Genomic DNA, 18,958 nt, shown 5'->3' with positions numbered 1-18,958 from the left:
ACACTTGTTTCTATCCTTAAATTTTGGTAACCTACAGTTTGTATTTATAATAAATATATCCAAGAGGAGATAACCATGTACCAAAAATTACTGACTTCGCTTCAGGCCTTGCACCGCGCCCACACGCGTTTTATCGACTTATGGCTGAAGCAGGCTGGCTTGAATCGTCTGCAAATGACAATTCTATTCGCCCTCTACCAGCAAGGGGAGTGCACGTTAAATGAACTCACGGCTTTATTACAGGAGAATCAGGGGAATGTGTCGCGCTTTTCCAAGCAATTGGCCGAGCGTGGTGAGGTGCAGCGGGCGAAGGCCCCTCATGATGAACGGTGCACGCTCTTGTCCCTGACACCGGCGGGCGTGGCTTTTTGTGAGGCGCGTTTTGTGGAGGTGCAGGAGTTGTTTGAAATGAGTGACGCCGATCTGGAGGCGCTAATTGAAGCCCAGGGGCAGACAATCCGGCGTTTGCAGATGGCGATTGATAAATTGGAGGCTAGAAATGTTAGAACTGAGAAAGATTAGTAAAATATACGAAACGGGGGAGACGCAGCAGAAAGCCTTGGATGAGGTCTCTGTGCGCTTTCGGGCCAATGAATTTGTGTCCATCCTCGGCCAGAGTGGGAGTGGGAAGACGACCCTCCTCAATATGATTGGGGGCTTGGACCAGCCGACCAGCGGGGAAATTTTGATTAATGGGCAAAGCACACGGGACTTCACGGACCGCGACTGGGATACCTACCGCAATCATTCGGTGGGCTTTGTCTTCCAGTCTTATAATTTAATTAGCCACCAAACCGTTTTGGCGAATGTGGAATTGGCGCTAACGCTCACCGGGCAAAAGAAGCAGGAGCGCCAGGCCCGAGCCCAGGAAGCTTTAGAAAAAGTGGGCCTAGGTGACCACCTCCACAAGCGGCCCAGCCAGCTCTCGGGTGGGCAAATGCAGCGGGTGGCGATTGCGCGTGCCTTGGTCAATGATCCGGAGATTCTGCTGGCAGATGAGCCGACGGGGGCTTTGGATTCGGAAACGTCCACGCAAATTATGGATCTCTTAGAAGAGATTGCTTTGGACCGCTTGGTTATTATGGTGACGCACAATCCTGAGCTAGCGGAGAAGTACTCCACGCGGCTGATAGAGTTGGCAGATGGCCAAGTTATCGCCGATAGTCAGCCCTTTGAGGTTACAGAAAGCCAAGCCGAAAAACTCGAGCAAGGGCAGAAAACGCGTATGTCATTTTGGACGGCGCTGGGCTTGAGTTTTAATAATCTCCTGACGAAGAAGGGACGGACGCTTTTGACGGCTTTTGCTGGCAGTATTGGGATTATCGGCATTGCCCTTATTTTATCCTTGTCCAATGGGGTCAGCCATTATATCGATCAAATTCAGGAAGACACCATGACCTCCTATCCCTTGACCATCCAAAAAACTAAGGATAATATGCTGCAGACGTTTGAGCAATTTCAAAAGAGAGAAGAACCCAAGCATAAAAAAGATGAAATTGTCGCCCAGAAACGCCTCCTGTCAGTTTTAGATGCCAATCAGGAGAAAAATGATTTGGAAGCCTTCAGCGCTTATATTAAGGAAAACCAGTCAGCCTTTGAGGCGGTCACTAATAGCATTCAAAAGCATTATGATTTTGACTTATTGGTTTACTCGAACCCTAATAATAAGCAGCAATTTTTCCAGCAAGTGAATCCTAGCCCTGTCACCAGTGCCATGGGGCTTTCCGAGCGGCAGAAGCAAATGAATGCTTCCTCCAGCCTGTTTAATATGAATAATTGGCAGCCGCTGGTCGATAATCTGCCCCTTTTGAAACAGCAGCACAAAATTCTAGCGGGGCGCCTGCCCGAAAAACCGGAAGAAGTGGTGCTGATGGTCGATAATAAGGGCAAAATTGATGATATGACGCTTTACGCCTTGGGGTTGGCGGACGCTGATCACTTAAAACAAGTCCTCCAGGAGCGGGAGCAGGACAAGCAGAAGGGTGAAGCGGAGAGTTCCTATGAAACCTATCCCTTAGATGACTTGTTGAATTTGGACTTCACGATTTTACCCAATGCCCTCCAATATGAAAAGAAGGAGGGCCACTGGGAGAAGCGAACGGAGCAAAAAGATTTTCTCAAGAAGCAATTGAAAAAAGGCCTACCGGTTAAAATTGTCGGTGTCTTGCAGGCGGATAGCCAGGCAGAAGACTTTGGTTCTTCGTCAGCAATCGGCTACTTGCCGGCCTTGGAAGAGAAAATTATCGCCATGAATCAAGACAGCGAGTTGGTCAAAGCCCAGAAGAAAGACCCAAAGAAAAATATTTTAACGGGGGTGCCTTTTGGCCAGAAACTAGAAGACCTGCAAGGGAAAATGTCGCCCGCTGAACTTAAAAAAATGGCTCCGGAACAGTTAGAAGCGCTCAGCCAAGCTGCCGAGCAAACCTATGAAGGCAATCTCCAAGCCTTTGGGGCCTTGGATACGGAGCATCCTGACAGTTTGGCTTTTTATACTAAATCCTTTGAGGACAAGGAAAAATTGAAGGATTTAATCGCCCATTATAATGAAGGGAAAAAGGAAGGCGAGGAAATCCAGTATTCGGATGAAATTGGCCTCCTTCTCTCGGCCGTCACGTCAATTATCGATATGATTACGACAGTTTTGATCGGCTTTGTGACCATTTCCCTCGTTGTTTCTTCCATTATGATCGGCATTATTACCTACATTTCCGTGCTCGAGCGGACCAAGGAAATCGGTATTCTTCGGTCAATCGGTGCGTCCAAAGGGGATATCTCCCGCGTCTTTAACGCCGAAACCTTCATTCAAGGCCTAGCCGCCGGGGGCTTAGGAATTGTCGTGACCATTGGCCTAGATCAAATTCTGAATTACTTCATTAACCAATATCTCGGCATTTCAGGCTTTGCCTTCCTCGCCTGGCCCGCCGCCGTCATTCTAATCCTCGTCAGCGTCGCCTTAACCTTACTCGCCGGCATCATCCCCGCCCGTATCGCCGCCAAAAAAGATCCTATCGAAGCCTTGAGGACAGAGTAAGGAAGGGAACGCCGAAGAGAGGAGAGGCTGAGTTGACGGCCAAATGTGAGGTTCTGCCCTTAAGGCAGGTTCTCACATTTGACGTAACGCAAGCATAAGAAAGTGAACATCGCCAAAATGGGTGGGTTGAGTTGCTGGCCAAATAGAAGGCTCTACCTGAAAGGTAGGTTCTTCTATTTGTCATAACGCAGTCCCCCATGCGATGTGAACTGGACGACCCTCAGGCGTGACCTGGACTAAGAAGGAAGGGAACGCCGAAGAGAGGGAGTGGTGAGTTGACGGACAAAGAGAAGGTTCTGCCTTAGGGCAGGTTCTTCGCTTTGACGTAACGCAAGCATAAGAAAGTGAACATCGCAAAAATGGGTGGTTGAGTTGATGGTCAAATAGAAGGTTCTACCTGAAAGGTAGGTTCTTCTATTTGTCATAACGCAGACCCCCATGCGATGTGAACTGGACGACCCTCAGGCGTGACCTGGACTAAGAAGGAAGGGAACGCCGAAGAGAGGGAGTGGTGAGTTGACGGACAAAGAGAAGGTTCTGCCTTAGGGCAGGTTCTTCGCTTTGACGTAACGCAACCCTCCCTCAGGCGTGACCTGGACTAAAGGAAGCGAAACTCGACCAGCAGGCGCGAACTCAACTTAAAAGCAGACACTATCGGGGCATCACTTTAAAATCCGAGTAACGCAAGCCCCCTCAGGCGTGCCCCGGACTTAAAAGTCGCCCCTTATCGGTAAATAAGATTACCCCAGTAACACAAGTGCCTATCACAGCCCCGCCTCGCTCTTTAGCTGGTAAATTATCAAAAAATGAGGCAAATAACCCCCGTCGAGCCCTTGACTTACTGCCGGCTGATTCGCTATAATTAGGAACGGTATTGTTTGCCCCACGATAGGCCCCGGAACCGATTCGTGACAACAATCAGACAAGTAAACGGAGGAAGAAAAAATGCGGACAACATATATGGCTAAACCTCATGAAGTGTCCCGTGACTGGGTGATTCTTGACGCGACTGACGTGCCCTTGGGCCGTATTTCTAGTGTCGCTGCTAAAATGCTTCGTGGTAAACACAAGCCAACTTACACCCCCCACGTTGACACCGGGGATCAAGTGATCATTATTAATGCAGAAAAAGTTCAACTCACTGGTAAAAAGGCTCATGACAAGAAATACTACCGTCATTCTGGCCACCCCGGTGGGATTAAAGAACGTAGCGCTGGCATGATGCGCGCTGAAAAGCCAGAAGAACTGTTAGAGCTCTCCATTAAAGGAATGCTTCCTAACAACAAATTGGCCAACCAACAATTCAAACACCTACATGTCTATGCTGGCTCTGAGCATCCTCATGCTGCTCAACAACCTAAAGCTTTAGACATCAAAGACTTAATTTAAGGAGGGAACAGCAGTGGCACAAGCACATTACCAAGCAACTGGACGTCGTAAGAACTCAACTGCCCGTGTACGCTTAGTACCTGGTAAGGGTGAAATTCTCTTTAACGGGAAACGCATGGAAGACTATCTCCCTTACGATTCCTTATTCGTTATTGTTAAACAACCACTTTCCGTTACGCAAACGGAGGGGCAATATGACATCCACATTAACGTTCATGGCGGTGGCTTTACTGGCCAATCGGGTGCAGCTCGTCAAGGGATCGCCCGCGCCTTGCTCGAAGTGGATCCTGATTTCCGCAAGCCGCTTAAGGATGCCGGCCTTCTTACCCGTGACCCACGGATGAAAGAACGTAAGAAAGCAGGTCTTAAAAAGGCACGGAAAGCTCCACAATTCTCCAAACGTTAATTTTTACTTTGGCTACTCAAACGTCTCCTGGTCAGGGAGGCGTTTTTTGTTGGAAATAAAGCGTGACTTTCCTTTGTCGGCGTGCTAGAATAAGGCAAATTTATAAGGAGGCTTGGCAGATGTTAGGGGAAAATTTGAAAGCTTGCCGCAAGGCCAGACGTTTATCCCAGGAGGCGGTGGCCCGTGTTTTAGGCGTGTCCAGGCAAGCCATCTCCAAGTGGGAGTGTGGCCTTGGCTATCCTGACTTGGATAATTTACTTTTACTGGCCCAGCTCTATGAGGTCACTTTAGACAGCCTTTTTCTTTCGTTGCAAAAGCCGGCGCCCAGAAAAACGCTGCGCTTTAAACGTTACCAGCTAGTGCGTTCTCTATGATCATCAAAATCTTCAAGTGAAAAAGGCGTCCGTGGACGCCTTTTAAGATCGGTTCAACAAATAGTTGAGATAGGGAATTCCAGAAGCGAGTGCTAGGAAAAGGTACAAGGCTTCTGCGCAGGCACGGATCGTGTAAAAACTCCAAAATAAATCCATGGGATCGATTTTAAGGGTCACGACGGTGAAAATTTTGCCGAGGGCCAGCCAGCCCAAAAACAAAATCAACAAGTGAACAAGTAAGATTAAGATTAGTTTTTTCATAGGGCCTCCCTAACGATAGGTATAAGAAATTTTGAATTGGACGGCTTTAGCTTTTCCGGTGTAGCCAGTGCCTTGGCGGCCCCATTGGCCACTATTCCAAGGCTTTTTATCGACGGCAAAACTTTTTCGGTCGCGAATCGCATGGGCGCTTAAACGACAAGTTTTTACCAGGCGGCCGTTTTTCTTGGCCGGCACTTTGAATTGGGTGGAGACTAAGACGCTGCGGCTTCCGGTGACGGTCCAGCCGACCTGGGCTGAAATGAGCTGCGTACTGGCCCCAAAAGAAGAGCTTAAAGTTGTTTGCACGGTTTGATTTTGTTGAATCCCTAGCGTCATTCCCGGTTCACCGATAACGGCTGTGAAGGGTGAGGCGTCCGTTTGCTGGGGTAGAGTTCTAACGTTGACTACCCGATAGGCTGGAACTCCCCATTTGAGCTCCCAATCGTCAGCTGGCTCCTCCTGGCTTTCTTCATGGCTTGCGGGTAAGAGCAGTGTAACACTGTCGATGTTTTCTTGGGCGAGTAAGGTGCTCACTTCTTCGGGGTCACTGGTGACGGCCTGGTGTGGTGTGATATAAGTAGCAACGTTAGGAAGTTTTGAATTGACGTGGTCTGTTTTTTCTGAGCTGGCGAAAACGAGCGTGGGATCGAGGATGGTCATCAGTAAGCCGATCGTCAAAATTTGTATTTTAGCTTTCATAATTCTCCTCCTTACTTTCTTATATTTTATGCCCACGCCCTTATTTTGCCTAGCAACGCTTCGTTGCTTTTTAAGCTTTTTTTGCCATCATTAAAGAGATAAGTCGCAAGATCTCCACCTTCAAAATCCCTTAACTGGGCGTTTTTGCTAAATTAAAAGTAGGATTTGTTGGCCATGGCTAAATATGATCTTTTACGAAGCAAGAAGGTTGCTTTTTAAGGCCTTGCCCCGTATACTGAATAATGGATGACATGAAGATTAGACAAAAATTTTTATAAGGAGGCATGTCAAATGCAAAAGAGAAAAAATTTCCTATTCATTACTAAAGAAGACAACATTTACACCCTTTCCATGACCCCAGAACTCCAAGACGACTTGGGAACAGTTGGTTTCGTGGACTTCACAGAAGATAAGGAAGTTGAAGAAGGCGACGTGATCGCTAACCTCGAAGCTTCCAAATCTGTGTTGGAATTACAAGCTCCTTTGGCTGGTAAAATTGTTGAAATCAATAAAACTGCCAAAGAAGAACCTAGCATTTTGAACTCGGAAAAACCAGAAGAAAACTGGCTCGTACGCATGGAAGATGTGGACGAAGAAGCGTTCAACAAATTAGAAGACTAAGACATCAATCGGGGCAGCGATTCCTAGCGGGTCGCTGCCTTTTTTGAAGGGAGATGACGCCTTTGACACAGGAAGAGCGTTTGGATGCCATGCTGGACATTTTACTGGCAGAACGGCCGACAGCCGAGGAATTGGAAGCCCACAAAAAACGTTTTCAAGGCTTGCGCTACAATGCCCAAGACAGCTTGGCTTTGCCCGAGAAGCCTTGGGATTTAGAGACCAAGCAAAAGGTTTGGCGCGGACTGGTGAATATCCGAGAACCCAAGCCCATCAGTTCGGAGTACCTGGCTTTGGAAGAAGCTTATTTAAAGGGGCGGCTAGCAGATATTGAAACCGTTAGCGTCAACGACTTAACCCCTAAAGCTGAACGCCTTTACCTCTGGCAGGGTGATATCACGCATTTGGCTGTGGATGCAATTGTGAATGCAGCCAATAGTGACTTGCTGGGTTGCTTTATTCCTAACCATGCCTGCATTGACAATCAAATCCATACCTTTGCAGGGGTGCCTTTGCGCCAAGAGATGGCTCAGATCATGGCCAAGCAAGGGCGCCGGGAACCGGTGGGCAAGGCCAAAATTTCTAAGGCCTATGCCTTGCCGGCTAAGTATGTCATTCATACGGTGGGGCCGACGGTGACTGGGGACGTGAACGGCATCAAGGAAAGCCAATTGGCGAGTTCCTACCGTAATTCCCTGAAATGCGCCACGGAAGCAGGCCTTGAAACGCTAGCCTTCCCTTGTATTTCGACGGGTGAATTTGCCTTCCCTAACGAGCGAGCGGCAGAAATTGCTGTGGCCACGGTTAAAAAATACTTAGTGAAGAAGGATCCCCAATTGAAGGTTATTTTCAATGTCTTCGGTGACCAAGATCGGGTCATTTATGAAAAATTACTCGAGCAGGAGGGCTAAAATGAGCGCATGGACAAAAATTACAGCAACGGATCCTAAAGCGCAGATCGAAGCCTTAAATGCTCTTCTCAATGGGGCCGAAGCTGTTGTGGTCGGGACGGGTGCTGGCTTATCAGCAGCGGGGGGCTTTACTTACCATGGCCCACGTTTTACAGACCATTACCAGAAATTTATTGAAGCTTATGGCTTTCTCGATATGCTGCATGCGGCCCTCTACGACTTCCCCACCTGGGAGACTTACTGGGCCTTTGAGAGTGAATTTATACTCATGAATTATTGGAACACGAATCCGGTCGTAACCTATACCGATTTGGCCAGCATTTTGCGGGATAAAAATTATTTTATCCTCAGCACGAATGCCGATAATCGCTACCGGCTCAATGACTTTGACATGGATCGTGTTTTCCAAATGCAAGGAGAGTACGGGAAAATGCAGTGCACGAAGCAATGCCATAACACCCTGTACGACGATGAGGCGCTCATGTGGCGCATGGTCGATGAGCAGGCGGATTTGAAGATCCCCAGTGACCTCATCCCACGTTGCCCAAAATGCGGGGCACCTTTGGAGATGAATAAGCGGGACGCCGCCCGTGGCATGGTAGAAGATGAGCAATTTGTGCGCCAGCGCCAGGCCTATGAGGACTTTATGAGCCAGCATGAGGGCAAGCAGGTCTTGTTCTTGGAAATTGGAGTGGGCTTTACGACGCCGCAATTCATTAAACGCCCCTTCCAAGAGGCAGTGGCTAGGAACCCGAAAGCCCAATACGTTACCCTGAATGCGCGCAATTACCAATTGCCGCAAAATATTCGGGAGCGGTCGTCTTGGCTTTCGACTGATATCAAAGCGGTACTTCATACTTTGGCAACAATGGCATAAGCCTTAAGAAAGGAAGAATTTCATGCAACTGATTCAAAATATCCGTGACGGTCAATATTTCTACGATGCTGGGGTCGACATGGCCATGCAGGACTACCTGATTCACCACGCCGACTTGGATGATGATATTCTTTTCCCTTATTTGAGTGAGCCAAAAGTTCAGATTGGCCGCTATCAAAACACCCGCAAGGAAGTCGACTTGGACTATGCCAAGGAGCACGACATTAAGATTTCTCGCCGCGATACGGGTGGGGGCGCCATCTATATTGATGAAGGCTCGCCCGCATTTTGCTATATCTTCAAAGACGACAAGCTCTATAATGACTATCCAGCCCTCTTTGCGCCCATGCTGGACGTTTTGCATGATCTCGGGGTGAAAGGGGCCAAAATGTCCGGCCGCAATGACATTGAAGTTGATGGCCATAAAATTTCCGGCGCCGCTATGCGCAAGGTGGGGGATCGGGTGCACGCCGGTTACTCCCTCTTAATTGATGTGGACGCTGAAACCATGGGCCGGGTGCTTACCCCGCACGACAAGAAAATTACGTCTAAAGGGATCGACTCGATCCGGAGCCGGGTGCTTGGGGTCCGGCCTTACTTAGCGCCAGAATACCAAGACTTGACCAGCCAAGATATTACGAATTTAGTGGCCGAACGGATTATGGGCGTGGACCACTTATCCGAAGCCAAACGCTACGCCATGACTGAGGAAGAATGGGCCGCCATTGACAAGTCCTGCGAGGAGAAATACTTGAATTGGGACTGGAACTACGGCGCTGACCCGGACTTTGGGGAAGAACGTAGTGAGAAATTCCCCGGTGGCTTTGTGTCGGTAACAATGGAAGTGCACAAGGGCCGCATTGAAAAAATTAAAATCCAAGGGGACTTCTTCGGTGACCGGGCCATTAGCGATGTTGAAGAAAAACTAGTGGGCTGCCGGGTACGCCGGGAGGATTTAGAAGAAGCCTTGGCTGACATGGACTTGCGTCCTTACCTCGGCATGGTGAGCCAAGACGAACTGATTAGCTTATTAATCTAGGAGGAATACAATGGGAAAATATGATGCTTTATTCGAACCACTGACTTTGCCATGTGGAAAGACATTAAAAAACCGTTTTGTCCTCTCCCCGATGGTCATTAATGCCTCGACCCGGGAAGGCTATGTCACAGAAGAAGAACTCGCCTATGCCAGACGGCGGGCAGGCTCGGCAGGCATGCAAGTGACGGGAGCCTGCTATGTGGAACGCTACGGCCAGCTTTTTGAATACGGGATTGCGGCTTATGATGACCGGCAAATTCCAGGGCTGACCCGCCTAGCAGCTGCCATGAAGGCCGATGGGAATGTGGCAATTTTGCAGTTGACCCATGCGGGGATGTATGCGGATACAGCTCGCCGCGACTACGATGTCGTTTATGGGCCCACAAAAATGGAATTAAATACGCCTTTCCCCCACACCGTTTATGCCATGAGTCAGCGGAAAATTAAGCAAGTTGTCGAAGCTTATGCCGATGCCACGCGTCGGGCGATCCATGCTGGCTTTGATGGGGTGGAAGTTTCTGTCGCCCAACGCCTCTTGATTCAGCAGTTCTTCAGCCCCTTCAGTAACCAACGTGAGGATAAATACGGCACGCAAAACTTTGAAAATCGGAGCCGTATTGGGGTAGAAATTTTCAAGGCGGTGCGTCAAGTTATTGAAGAAGAACGGGCACCGAAAGACTTTATCCTCGGCTTCCGCGGCACTCCCGAAGAAGCACGCGGCAGTGAGATTGGCTACACGGTTGATGAATTCAATCAATTTGTCGATCTGCTTAATGATGAAGTGGATTTGGATTACTTTGCGACCGCTAGCTGGGGTAAGAATATCTATATACAAAAATTGCGCTCCAAAGACCACGAGGGTGAATTGATGAATGAGGTGGTCTACAAGCACTTCAAGGGTCGCTTGCCTATTATGGCGACCGGTGGGATTAATACGCCGGGCAAGGCCTTAAATAGTCTCGACTTCTCCGACTTCATCGGCATGTCTGCACCCTTTGTGACCGAGCCCGATTTCGTGAAGAAAATTGCCGCTGGCCGAGAAGAAGATATTGACCTCGGCTTGACGGAGGAAGAGCGGGAAGACTTGGCGATACCTGAGGCGGCCTTTAAGGATATTGTTTACATGATGGACTTAGGCGCTTCCCTGTCCGATAAGACCCGTGATAAGATGCGCGACCTCTCGGGCAATTACCACGATGGTGAGGATGAGGATGCCAATGCTTAAATTTAGTATTCTGGACTATGCGCCCTTAGACGAAGGCACAACGGGGCCAGAAGCCATTCAAAATACGGTACACTTAGCCAAGCGGGCGGAGGCTTTAGGCTTCCACCGCTTCTGGGTGGCCGAGCACCACGATGTACCAGCCTTTGCGAGCAGCAGCCCGGAAATGCTGATGATGCATTTGGCGGATCAAACCGATCATATTCGGATTGGTTCCGGTGGCGTTATGATTCCCCACTACAGTCCTTTAAAAATTGCCGAAAACATGCAAATGCTCAATGCCTGCCATCCGGGCCGCATTGATTTGGGCATGGGGAATACGACCGGCACGGAAGTGGTCAATGAGGCTTTAAACGAGCACAAAAAGCAAAAACCTAGCTATCAAAAGCATATTGAAGACATTAAGCACTACCTCTTGCCTGAGGAAGCGGAGGGTGAAGACTATCGTTTTGGGCAGTTGCGGGCTAATCCGCAGGCTGACACCGCTCCTGACTTCTGGCTCTTAAGTACGAGTGTCAGCAATGCCAAATTAGCAGCGAAGGAAGGCTTGGGTTATTGCTTTGGCCTCTTCCCTTGGGGGCGTGATGATAAATATGTCACGGGCCCAGAAGCCATTAAGACTTACCAGGAAAAATTCCAACCTCACACTGGCCAGCAAAAAGCAGGCACCATGGTCGCTGTGTTCGCGGTGGTGGCTGAGACGCCTGAGGAAGCTTCTGACCTTGGCCAAGCTGTTCATCTCTGGCTGCTCGGGCAAGACCAATTTAGCTATTTCAAGCACTTGCCCACGGTCGCTGAAGCCAAAGCTTACGACTATACCGACAAGGAAAAAGCACACATGAAAGCCAATGAAGATCGGGTCATTATCGCCCACCGCGGGAATGTGAAGGAGAAAATGCAAGCCCTCGCCGAACATTTTGGGACTGATGAAATCTTGCTTTGCCTGCTCTCCCCCGGCATTGATAAGCGCCAAGCCGGCCTAGAAATTCTCGCTGAGGAATTTGACCTGCAAGGCTAAAATCTAACCAGCAACCGTCAGGAATTTCCTGGCGGTTTTTGTTTTGGAGATTTTTGGTGGATTTGTATCCTGTCGTTGAACTCACCACCAGTTCCTACGCTTGCGTTAGTCAATGAGGAAGAACCTGGCTAAAGCCAGAACCATCTTCATCGACTCAACTCAGCGGGAACTTTGGTGGTTCGTATCCTGTCGTTGAACTCACCACCAGTTCCTACGCTTGCGTTAGTCAATGAGGAAGAACCTGGCTAAAGCCAGAACCATCTTCATCGACTTAACTCAGCGGGAACTTTGGTGGTTCGTATCCTGTCGTCTGGCTCAGGTGGGCGGTCTAGACATCCACTTCACTAAATAGAGAACCTGGTCACGAACCAGAACCTCTATTTAGTTACAGTGATTTTGATCGCTATTCCGTCTTCGCCTCCTCTTTCTTCTTCCTACTAAACTATGGTAAGATAGGGACAGATGAATATGAAAACTCTTTATTGTTGAAAGTGAGGTTTCGTGGTGCTTACTCCAATTGAACGGGATCGGGCCTTAGCTTTGGGGGAAGAGGTTGACCGGCTGCCTGTGGTTTTATTTGATAATTTGTTGGCGACGCGTTTGACCTCGATGACTTACCGCGAGTCCGAGGCTGATGCGACGCATTTAGCGGAAAAATTATTGGCTTCCTACCGGCGTTTTGGCCATGATGCGGTGACGATGATTTATAGTGCAAAGAATTTTGCACGCTTGCTGGGTTCTAGGGTCACCGAGCCTGAAGATGGGCCCGCGCGGATTGAGGAATATGCTCTAGGCCGCAAGGATCCGGTCGATACGTTAGACTTTCATCGGGTGAATCGGGATACGGATGCGGCCCAATCAAAAATTACGGGAGCGGTTCGTCTTTTTCAAGCGGAAACAGAGGGGCAGGCCTACTGCCGCATTCATTTGCCGGCGCCTTTTTCGGGGGCGGGGAATTTAATGGCTCCAGAAGATATGCTGCGAAATATGCGGAAGCGGCCGGAAGACTTACACTACTTACTGGAACAGGTGACGGGCATGCTGGCGGAAGTGGGGGCGACCTTTTCGAGTTTACCGAACACTTATTTTTCTATTGGCGATCCCTTGGCTTCGGGAAGCTTGCTGAGCCCTAAGGCCTACCAGGAATTTGCCTTGCCTTACACAAAAACTTTGGTGGAGGCCTTGCGGGCTTTGGCACCGAAAACCTTTATTGTTTTGCACATTTGTGGCAATACTGCGCCCTTGTTCCCCGCGATCAAAACGACAGGCGTTAATGCCTTTAGCCTCGACCAGGCGGTTTCCATTGCGGATGCGCGGGCAGCTTTAGGTGATTCCATGCACATTTGGGGGCATGTTGACCCCGTAAAAATTTTCCTCCAGGGCGACCGGCAGAGTATGGCGGCTGCGGTTCAGGAAGCTTACCTGGCTGGTGGCGGAGTGAGCGAGGGCTTTTGCTTGGCGCCCGGTTGTGATGTGCCCATGGATACACCTTTTGCACAGGTGGATGCTTATCTCGACAGTGCGACGAAATTTTACCAGGAGGCGATTCACCATGACCAAGTATCGTTTGGGTGCTGATTTAGGCGGGACGAAGCTAGCCTTGGCTCTTGTTAATGCGGCGGGGGAACTCGTTTGTGTTGAGCAAGTGCCGACGGAAAAGGAAAATGCGGAAGCCCTCTTCCAATTTTTAGTTCGCGAAATTCGCTCCTTTCTCAAAAAACACGAGGTGGAGCTGGCAGATTTAACCGGCTTAGGCCTCGGCCTCCCTGGTAAAGTGGATCGGGAGGCCGGCATTGCTGTTTTTCAAATGATGATTCCTTGGCCTAATTTTCCTATCGTCCGGCGGCTTCAGGCGGAATTTCCGGGCTTGCCCTTAGCGATTGACAACGATGTGGCGGTAGCTGTGCGGGCGGAATTTGCAGATTCAGGTTTGAAGCCGGAGGACATTTTTTCTTACTTAACCCTCTCCACGGGCATGTCCGTTCAGACCATGTGGCAAGGTAAAATTCTTCGTGGCGAAGGCTTTGCGGGCGAGGCCGCCCTTGTGCCGGCTTACTTTGATTCCGAGCGACCGCTCATTCAAGACCTCACTTCGGGGAATGGCATCGCGGAGCGGGGGCAAAAGGTTTTTCAAGATGAGAGCTTAACGACGGCCGATATTTTTGAAAAAGCCACTGCAGGCAACGAGCAGGCCCAAGAGCTTATTGAGGAAGGGGCCTTGGCCTTAGCTTTTAGTGTTTATCAGATTTTTGCCTTCTATGATCCGACTCTTTTGGTGTTAGGGGGCAGTCTAGCCCAGAAGCAACCCGCCTATATTGAAAAGATGAAGGGGCACCTGAAAAAACTCCTCTACCCGGGGCAGGAAACAGCGCTGGAGCGCATTAAAATTTCTGCCTTAGGGAGTGAAAATGGCGTTTTAGGAGCCGCATTGTTGCATGAGGTGAAAAATTGAAGTTTAACGAGAAGACGTTACTGTGTTTTGACATGGACGGACTCTTAGTGGACACGGAGTCCCTCTATTATAAGAGCCGGCAGGCGACTTTGCACCGGCACGGCTTTGCCCATGATATCAAAAGCCAGGCCGACTATGCGGGCAAGGGCTGGCGGAATACGCTGGCCAATCTGATTGCCTTGGCTCAGGATGAGCGCTTGGGTCGGCAGCTTTTTGATGAAGCTTTGGCGGCTTATGATGAAATGATTCTGGCTGGAGCTTTAGAGGTTAAACCAGGGGTAGAGGCTGTTTTAGACTACTGCCGAGCTAACAATTTGACTTGCGTGGTGACGTCCAGTGGCACGCCGCAAAATATTAGCCGCTACTTACAGCAGACGGGGCTCGGCCAGTATTTTGCCTTCACCATTTCCAGTGCTGATGTCAAGCAAACCAAGCCGGCACCAGATATCTATACCCTGGCTGCTGAACGTGGCGGTATCGAGGTAAGCGAGGCTTTGGCCTTTGAGGATTCAGAGGCAGGCCTTGCTTCAGCTAACGCAGCCGGCATGGCTACTGTTTTGGTGCCGGATATTGGGGAGCCCAGTGTGAAGATGCGAGAACAGGCCAGCCTGGTGTTAGATCGGATTGATCAAGTGATCCCATATTTAGCAAAGGAGTGAGAGGATGAACCTCAAAATTATTGACCCCACTTACCGGCAAGTCGGCCTGAGTACGCCTGCTGGGGCGGCTTTGACCGACTTATTTCTTCTCGAAGGTGAAATCGGGGGTGCCCAATTAGCCCTTACCGTACCAGAGACAGCTTGGGTGAATTTAAATGACGATAGCCACCTGCCTTGGGACGGCTTAAAGGGCAAGCTGTACCGCCTGCGTGCTTTTGGGGCGGGCTTGGCGGCGAGCTTAAGCTTTGAAGGTTTCGTGCAAGATGATGATGGGCTTTTGAAGCGAGACCGCTTGTTGCATAGCCAAAATCAAGAACTAAGAGTGGGAACGCACGTGCTGTGGCTGGATATTAAGGGCTTAGAAGCGGGCTCACACACGCTCACAGTGGCCTTATATGAAACGACGGGCTATGAGGAAGAGCGGAAAATAGCAGAAACCGAATTGGCTGTGGAGGTGGCAGACTATACTTTGCCCGAAAAAACCCCTTTTTTCCTTGATCTTTGGCAGCATGGGAGTGCCTTGAGCCGGTATTATGATGTGCCACTCTGGTCAAAGGAGCATTTTGCCTTGCTGGAAAACTTCCTAAAACCGCTGGCAGCCGCCGGGCAGAAGGTTTGTGACTTGATTTTAACGGACTATGCTTGGGCGGGGCAGGCTTGCTACCGCGTGCCTAAAAACCCCAGCGCCCTCTATGAATATAATATTGTGGGCGTCAAAAGACAGCAGGGGCAACTGGTTTTAGATTTTTCTGCCCTTGATTATTATGTGTCCCTCTGTGAAAAGCTTGGCATGGCCCAGGAAATTAACCTCTTTGGTCTTTTGGGCAACTGGGACTACCAATTATTTGGAACGCCCCTGAAAGATTACCGCGATCCCCTGCGTGTCCGCGTATATGATGTGGACACAGGAACTTATGGCTTTATCGAGGAAAAAGAAGAGTTAGCGGCCTACTTGACCCAGGTCTTTGCCCATCTGAAAGCCCAAGACTATTGGGAGCGCGTGAAGGTAATTTGTGATGAGCCGGATGAGCCAGAAATTTTTGCAGGCTATGAGGACTTCTTAAATTCCTGCGCCAAGGAAAGCCTAAGCTTTAAGCATGCCTGCCATCACAGTTACTTCCTCGAGGCTTATGAGGGAAATTTCGACAGTAATTCCGTCAATACGCAAATTATTTTGGATAAGCGAGGACAAGAGAAATCAAAAATTTGGCAGCGGCGTGCGGAAATGACCTGGTATTCTTGCTGGTTTCCACGGCATTTGAATCTGTTTGTCTATAGTCCCTTGATGGAGTCGCGGTTAATTGGGCCTTTGACTTACTTATTTAAGATGAAGGGCTTCTTACGCTGGAATTATTGCCTTTGGACAGCGGATCCTAATACGGATGTCCGCTATAAAACCGAGCGCTGGCCAGCGGGCGACATGTATTTGGTCTACCCAGGTGCATCAGGTCATCCCGAATTGAGTTTGCGTTTCAAGCACTTGGCCATGGGGATTCAAGACTATGAGCTCTTACGTTTGGCGGCAGAAAAAATTGGCACGGATATGGTAGATGCAGAGGTAGAAAAATTAACTGGAAAACTAAGTGATATGGCTGATGATCCCAAAACAGGAGACGTCATCATTCCCTACCACGATGATTTCGCACGTCTCCAAGCCCTAAGACGTTTCTGTGTTCAGGCCTTAATGGAGTAGAGTGAATAAATAGGTTTCTCTTGCTATTTAAGGCTAGCTATGTTACTTTTTATAAGTATAAAAAACCTTGGTGAGATTTAAGGGAAAGAGGAGACAAGATGAAGAATAAATGGAAGAAATTGCTTGCGGCCGTACTTGCCGGTGGGCTCTTGGCGGCTTGTGGCCAAGGAGGTGGGGAGGCAAAGCCGACAGCGGACAAGGGAAATGACGCCGCCGAAAAAGCGGACGGCGAAATCTCCGTCATGCTACCGGAATGGGGCTTGCCTTCTGATGAGATGCTCGACCAATTTGAGAAGGAGTCAGGCGTCAAAGTGAACCTGATGCCGACCGACTGGGACGATATCCGCGATAAAATCTCCACGGCCGCTGTTGGGAAAAAAGCTGCTGCTGACGTTTATGAAGTCGACTGGTCTTGGGTTGGTGAATTCAAGAGTGCAGGCTGGCTAGAGCCTTTGGACTTGGACGAAGAAACGGTGAAGGATATTCCGTCCTTAGACACCTTTAAGGTGGAAGACAAGTACTATGCCGTCCCTTATTCAAACGAATACCGCATGGGTTTCTACAACAAGAAGCAATTTGATGAAGCTGGTGTCAACGACGCCCCCAAAACTTGGGAGGACATGATCCAAGCGGGTCAGAGCTTAAAAGATAAGGGCGTGTCGGACTACCCAGTGGCCATGCCTATGGCAGCAGACGAAAACACGACGACCTTCTTTTTGGCCACCACCTATGCGATGACCGGTCAAGTCTTCAACGATGACAATACGCTGAACAAGGAAAACGCCTTGAAAACCTTGCAAGTAATGGACAAAATTAACCAAGATGGCCTAGTGGATCCCGCTTACCGGACGACTAATGAAGGAAAATTTGACCTCCTAACCAAAGGCGAAGCGGCGATGGCGGTAGCACCTTCCTTCTATGCCATTCGAACCGATGGCAAGGATTCGGCTGTGAATGGCGAAGTCAATGTGATGAACTTGCCGGGTGAAGATGGACCTTCCGATAAGACGGTTGCCTTCGTGGAAGCTGTGGGGATTTCCCCTTACTCCGAAAATCCAGCGGGGGCACGGGCCTTTGTGGACTGGTACACGTCTGAAGCCACGCAAAAGCAACTCTTCGATGTGGTTGAAATTTTGCCCACGCGAAACTCTGCCCTCCATAACGTTGTGGAAAATGGGGACATTCGCGAAGCTGAACCCATGCTTCAACTAGCCGAACAAGTCGGCTCGCCTTTCCCAAATGGCGTACCTAATTACTACACGGAAATGAGTACCGCCATGTTTAATACCATCAGTGAAATGGCGAACGGTAAATTAAGCCCGGAAGAAGCAGCCGAACAAATGGCCCAAAAAGTTGATGAATTAGCGAAGAATGCCGACTAAGCATTCAAGAGGAAGCGTGCTCTAGGGGGCACGTTTCTTTTCAATTGGAGGAGATGGAATGAAAAACAAGCTCAGGCCTTGGCTGTTGCTCAGCCCCATGCTTTTGATCATGGTGATTTTTGTTTTGTATCCGATTATTCGGACACTTTGGTATAGTTTCTACCGGCTGAAATTAACAGAACCGGGGCGGACGCATTTTGTTGGTCTTAGAAACTATCTTGAAATTATCCAGTCGAGTGCCTTCTATCAGGCGTTTTTAAATAGTGCCTTGGTATTAGTTTTTGTCATTATTTTAGGCTTAATTATTAGCCTAGTGACGGCTTTAATGCTCAACCGCCAAAGTAAGCTGAGTTCCTTTCTCACGGCGGTGGCGATTGTGCCTTGGGCCTTGCCGCCGATTGTGAATGGGATGCTTTGGCAATTTATTTTCTACCCGGGCTATGGTTTATTGAATAAATTATTGTTGCGCTGGCATGTCTTAGAGGCTCCTTTTGCGTGGACTTCTAACCGCTGGAGCTTGATGGTGGTGGCGGCTTTAGTTGTAACCTGGCGGGTGGTGCCTTTCTGTGCCATTTTACTTCTAGCCAATCTGCAAACTATTCCCCACGAGCTCTATGAGGCAGCGCGAGTGGATGGGAGCACCCCTTGGCAGGATTTCCGGTTGATCACTTTGCCGATGCTCCTCCCAAGTCTGGCCATTGTGATGATCCAGCTCACCATGGGGGGCTTAAATGTCTTCGATGAGATTGTGGCCCTGGCCGGCTTTCGTTATGAGAGCCAGACCTTATTGGTGTACAACTACATGAATACTTTTAGCTTTTTAAACTTTGGCTTTGGTTCAGCCATTACCTATATCATTACAATTCTCTCTGGGATCATTGGCTTTGCTTATATTAAGTCCATGGCCCAAGATATTTAGGAGGTTAC

At 49.2% G+C, this 18,958-nt stretch carries 19 protein-coding genes; 17 read left to right on the top strand and 2 right to left on the bottom strand.

Features of this window, described 5'->3' with window-relative positions:
- Nucleotides 1-75: 75 nt before the first annotated feature.
- The 5 genes from WF803_RS03075 (at nucleotide 76) to WF803_RS03055 (ending at nucleotide 5,200) form a co-directional block, all read left to right on the top strand.
- Nucleotides 76-522, top strand: coding sequence for a MarR family winged helix-turn-helix transcriptional regulator (locus WF803_RS03075; RefSeq protein WP_489611654.1), 447 nt, complete (start codon nucleotides 76-78; stop codon nucleotides 520-522).
- On the top strand, nucleotides 500-3,031 hold the full coding sequence (locus WF803_RS03070; protein WP_489611653.1) for an ABC transporter ATP-binding protein/permease: 2,532 nt from the start codon (nucleotides 500-502) through the stop codon (nucleotides 3,029-3,031). The genes WF803_RS03075 and WF803_RS03070 overlap by 23 nt, the downstream gene beginning before the upstream one ends.
- A gap of 945 nt (nucleotides 3,032-3,976) precedes the next feature.
- A complete protein-coding gene (gene rplM / locus WF803_RS03065) occupies nucleotides 3,977-4,420 on the top strand; it encodes a 50S ribosomal protein L13 (protein WP_489611652.1) in 444 nt (147 codons plus the stop codon).
- Between the two features lie 13 nt (nucleotides 4,421-4,433).
- Nucleotides 4,434-4,826, top strand: coding sequence for a 30S ribosomal protein S9 (gene rpsI, locus WF803_RS03060; RefSeq protein ID WP_489611651.1), 393 nt, complete (start codon nucleotides 4,434-4,436; stop codon nucleotides 4,824-4,826).
- Between the two features lie 119 nt (nucleotides 4,827-4,945).
- A complete protein-coding gene (locus tag WF803_RS03055; RefSeq protein WP_489611650.1) occupies nucleotides 4,946-5,200 on the top strand; it encodes a helix-turn-helix domain-containing protein in 255 nt (84 codons plus the stop codon).
- Between the two features lie 42 nt (nucleotides 5,201-5,242).
- Here WF803_RS03055 and WF803_RS03050 read toward each other — a convergent pair whose 3' ends face one another.
- Entirely contained in the window at nucleotides 5,243-5,461 is a 219-nt protein-coding gene (locus WF803_RS03050) for a hypothetical protein (protein ID WP_489611649.1), read from the bottom strand.
- 9 nt (nucleotides 5,462-5,470) lie between these two features.
- Nucleotides 5,471-6,160 carry a hypothetical protein gene (locus WF803_RS03045; protein ID WP_489611648.1) on the bottom strand — a complete coding sequence of 230 codons (690 nt, stop codon included), beginning with the start codon at nucleotides 6,158-6,160 and terminating at the stop codon, nucleotides 5,471-5,473.
- 291 nt (nucleotides 6,161-6,451) lie between these two features.
- On the opposite strand from WF803_RS03045, the gene WF803_RS03040 reads away from it, so the two are divergent.
- The 12 genes from WF803_RS03040 to WF803_RS02985 all read left to right on the top strand — a co-directional run bounded on the left by WF803_RS03040 (nucleotide 6,452) and on the right by WF803_RS02985 (nucleotide 18,950).
- Nucleotides 6,452-6,781: a glycine cleavage system H family protein gene (locus WF803_RS03040; protein ID WP_489611647.1), complete on the top strand. Its 330-nt coding sequence runs from the start codon at nucleotides 6,452-6,454 to the stop codon at nucleotides 6,779-6,781.
- Nucleotides 6,782-6,843: 62 nt separating this feature from the next.
- Complete coding sequence (locus tag WF803_RS03035) at nucleotides 6,844-7,689, top strand: protein-ADP-ribose hydrolase (RefSeq protein WP_489611646.1); 846 nt, start codon at nucleotides 6,844-6,846, stop codon at nucleotides 7,687-7,689.
- Nucleotide 7,690: 1 nt separating this feature from the next.
- The gene (locus tag WF803_RS03030) at nucleotides 7,691-8,566 is read left to right on the top strand and encodes an SIR2 family NAD-dependent protein deacylase (protein WP_489611645.1); all 876 of its coding nucleotides are present in this window, start codon (nucleotides 7,691-7,693) and stop codon (nucleotides 8,564-8,566) included.
- Between the two features lie 22 nt (nucleotides 8,567-8,588).
- The gene (lplA, locus tag WF803_RS03025) at nucleotides 8,589-9,605 is read left to right on the top strand and encodes a lipoate--protein ligase (protein ID WP_489611644.1); all 1,017 of its coding nucleotides are present in this window, start codon (nucleotides 8,589-8,591) and stop codon (nucleotides 9,603-9,605) included.
- Nucleotides 9,606-9,615: 10 nt separating this feature from the next.
- Nucleotides 9,616-10,830: an NADH-dependent flavin oxidoreductase gene (locus WF803_RS03020; protein WP_489611643.1), complete on the top strand. Its 1,215-nt coding sequence runs from the start codon at nucleotides 9,616-9,618 to the stop codon at nucleotides 10,828-10,830.
- Nucleotides 10,823-11,845, top strand: coding sequence for an LLM class flavin-dependent oxidoreductase (locus tag WF803_RS03015; protein WP_489611642.1), 1,023 nt, complete (start codon nucleotides 10,823-10,825; stop codon nucleotides 11,843-11,845). The genes WF803_RS03020 and WF803_RS03015 overlap by 8 nt, the downstream gene beginning before the upstream one ends.
- A gap of 504 nt (nucleotides 11,846-12,349) precedes the next feature.
- Nucleotides 12,350-13,423 (top strand): uroporphyrinogen decarboxylase family protein, encoded by a 1,074-nt coding sequence (locus WF803_RS03010; protein WP_489611641.1) that lies wholly within the window; start codon nucleotides 12,350-12,352, stop codon nucleotides 13,421-13,423.
- Nucleotides 13,398-14,297 (top strand): ROK family protein, encoded by a 900-nt coding sequence (locus WF803_RS03005; RefSeq protein ID WP_489611640.1) that lies wholly within the window; start codon nucleotides 13,398-13,400, stop codon nucleotides 14,295-14,297. Before WF803_RS03010 ends, WF803_RS03005 begins: the two co-directional genes overlap by 26 nt.
- Nucleotides 14,294-14,956, top strand: coding sequence for an HAD family hydrolase (locus WF803_RS03000; RefSeq protein WP_489611639.1), 663 nt, complete (start codon nucleotides 14,294-14,296; stop codon nucleotides 14,954-14,956). The genes WF803_RS03005 and WF803_RS03000 overlap by 4 nt, the downstream gene beginning before the upstream one ends.
- Nucleotides 14,957-14,960: 4 nt before the next feature.
- A complete protein-coding gene (locus tag WF803_RS02995; RefSeq protein WP_489611638.1) occupies nucleotides 14,961-16,649 on the top strand; it encodes a DUF4091 domain-containing protein in 1,689 nt (562 codons plus the stop codon).
- 98 nt (nucleotides 16,650-16,747) lie between these two features.
- Nucleotides 16,748-18,031 (top strand): sugar ABC transporter substrate-binding protein, encoded by a 1,284-nt coding sequence (locus tag WF803_RS02990; protein ID WP_489611637.1) that lies wholly within the window; start codon nucleotides 16,748-16,750, stop codon nucleotides 18,029-18,031.
- Between the two features lie 58 nt (nucleotides 18,032-18,089).
- Nucleotides 18,090-18,950, top strand: a complete 861-nt coding sequence (locus WF803_RS02985) for a carbohydrate ABC transporter permease (protein ID WP_489611636.1) — start codon at nucleotides 18,090-18,092, stop codon at nucleotides 18,948-18,950.
- Nucleotides 18,951-18,958: the final 8 nt, after the last annotated feature.

This window comes from Aerococcus sp. BD502 (assembly GCF_057919555.1).
The sequence above is the reverse complement of the archived record's forward strand: the minus strand, read 5'-3'. Positions and strand labels throughout refer to the sequence as shown.

Excerpts from the sequence above, each read along its gene's own strand:
- WF803_RS03075 (WP_489611654.1), top strand. The coding sequence starts at position 76 with ATGTACCAAAAATTACTGACTTCGCTTCAGGCCTTGCACCGCGCCCAC.
- WF803_RS03070 (WP_489611653.1), top strand. The coding sequence starts at position 500 with ATGTTAGAACTGAGAAAGATTAGTAAAATATACGAAACGGGGGAGACG.
- rplM (WP_489611652.1), top strand. The coding sequence starts at position 3,977 with ATGCGGACAACATATATGGCTAAACCTCATGAAGTGTCCCGTGACTGG.
- WF803_RS03055 (WP_489611650.1), top strand. The coding sequence starts at position 4,946 with ATGTTAGGGGAAAATTTGAAAGCTTGCCGCAAGGCCAGACGTTTATCC.
- WF803_RS03050 (WP_489611649.1), bottom strand. The coding sequence starts at position 5,461 with ATGAAAAAACTAATCTTAATCTTACTTGTTCACTTGTTGATTTTGTTT.
- WF803_RS03045 (WP_489611648.1), bottom strand. The coding sequence starts at position 6,160 with ATGAAAGCTAAAATACAAATTTTGACGATCGGCTTACTGATGACCATC.
- WF803_RS03040 (WP_489611647.1), top strand. The coding sequence starts at position 6,452 with ATGCAAAAGAGAAAAAATTTCCTATTCATTACTAAAGAAGACAACATT.
- WF803_RS03030 (WP_489611645.1), top strand. The coding sequence starts at position 7,691 with ATGAGCGCATGGACAAAAATTACAGCAACGGATCCTAAAGCGCAGATC.
- lplA (WP_489611644.1), top strand. The coding sequence starts at position 8,589 with ATGCAACTGATTCAAAATATCCGTGACGGTCAATATTTCTACGATGCT.
- WF803_RS03020 (WP_489611643.1), top strand. The coding sequence starts at position 9,616 with ATGGGAAAATATGATGCTTTATTCGAACCACTGACTTTGCCATGTGGA.
- WF803_RS03015 (WP_489611642.1), top strand. The coding sequence starts at position 10,823 with ATGCTTAAATTTAGTATTCTGGACTATGCGCCCTTAGACGAAGGCACA.
- WF803_RS03005 (WP_489611640.1), top strand. The coding sequence starts at position 13,398 with ATGACCAAGTATCGTTTGGGTGCTGATTTAGGCGGGACGAAGCTAGCC.
- WF803_RS02995 (WP_489611638.1), top strand. The coding sequence starts at position 14,961 with ATGAACCTCAAAATTATTGACCCCACTTACCGGCAAGTCGGCCTGAGT.
- WF803_RS02990 (WP_489611637.1), top strand. The coding sequence starts at position 16,748 with ATGAAGAATAAATGGAAGAAATTGCTTGCGGCCGTACTTGCCGGTGGG.
- WF803_RS02985 (WP_489611636.1), top strand. The coding sequence starts at position 18,090 with ATGAAAAACAAGCTCAGGCCTTGGCTGTTGCTCAGCCCCATGCTTTTG.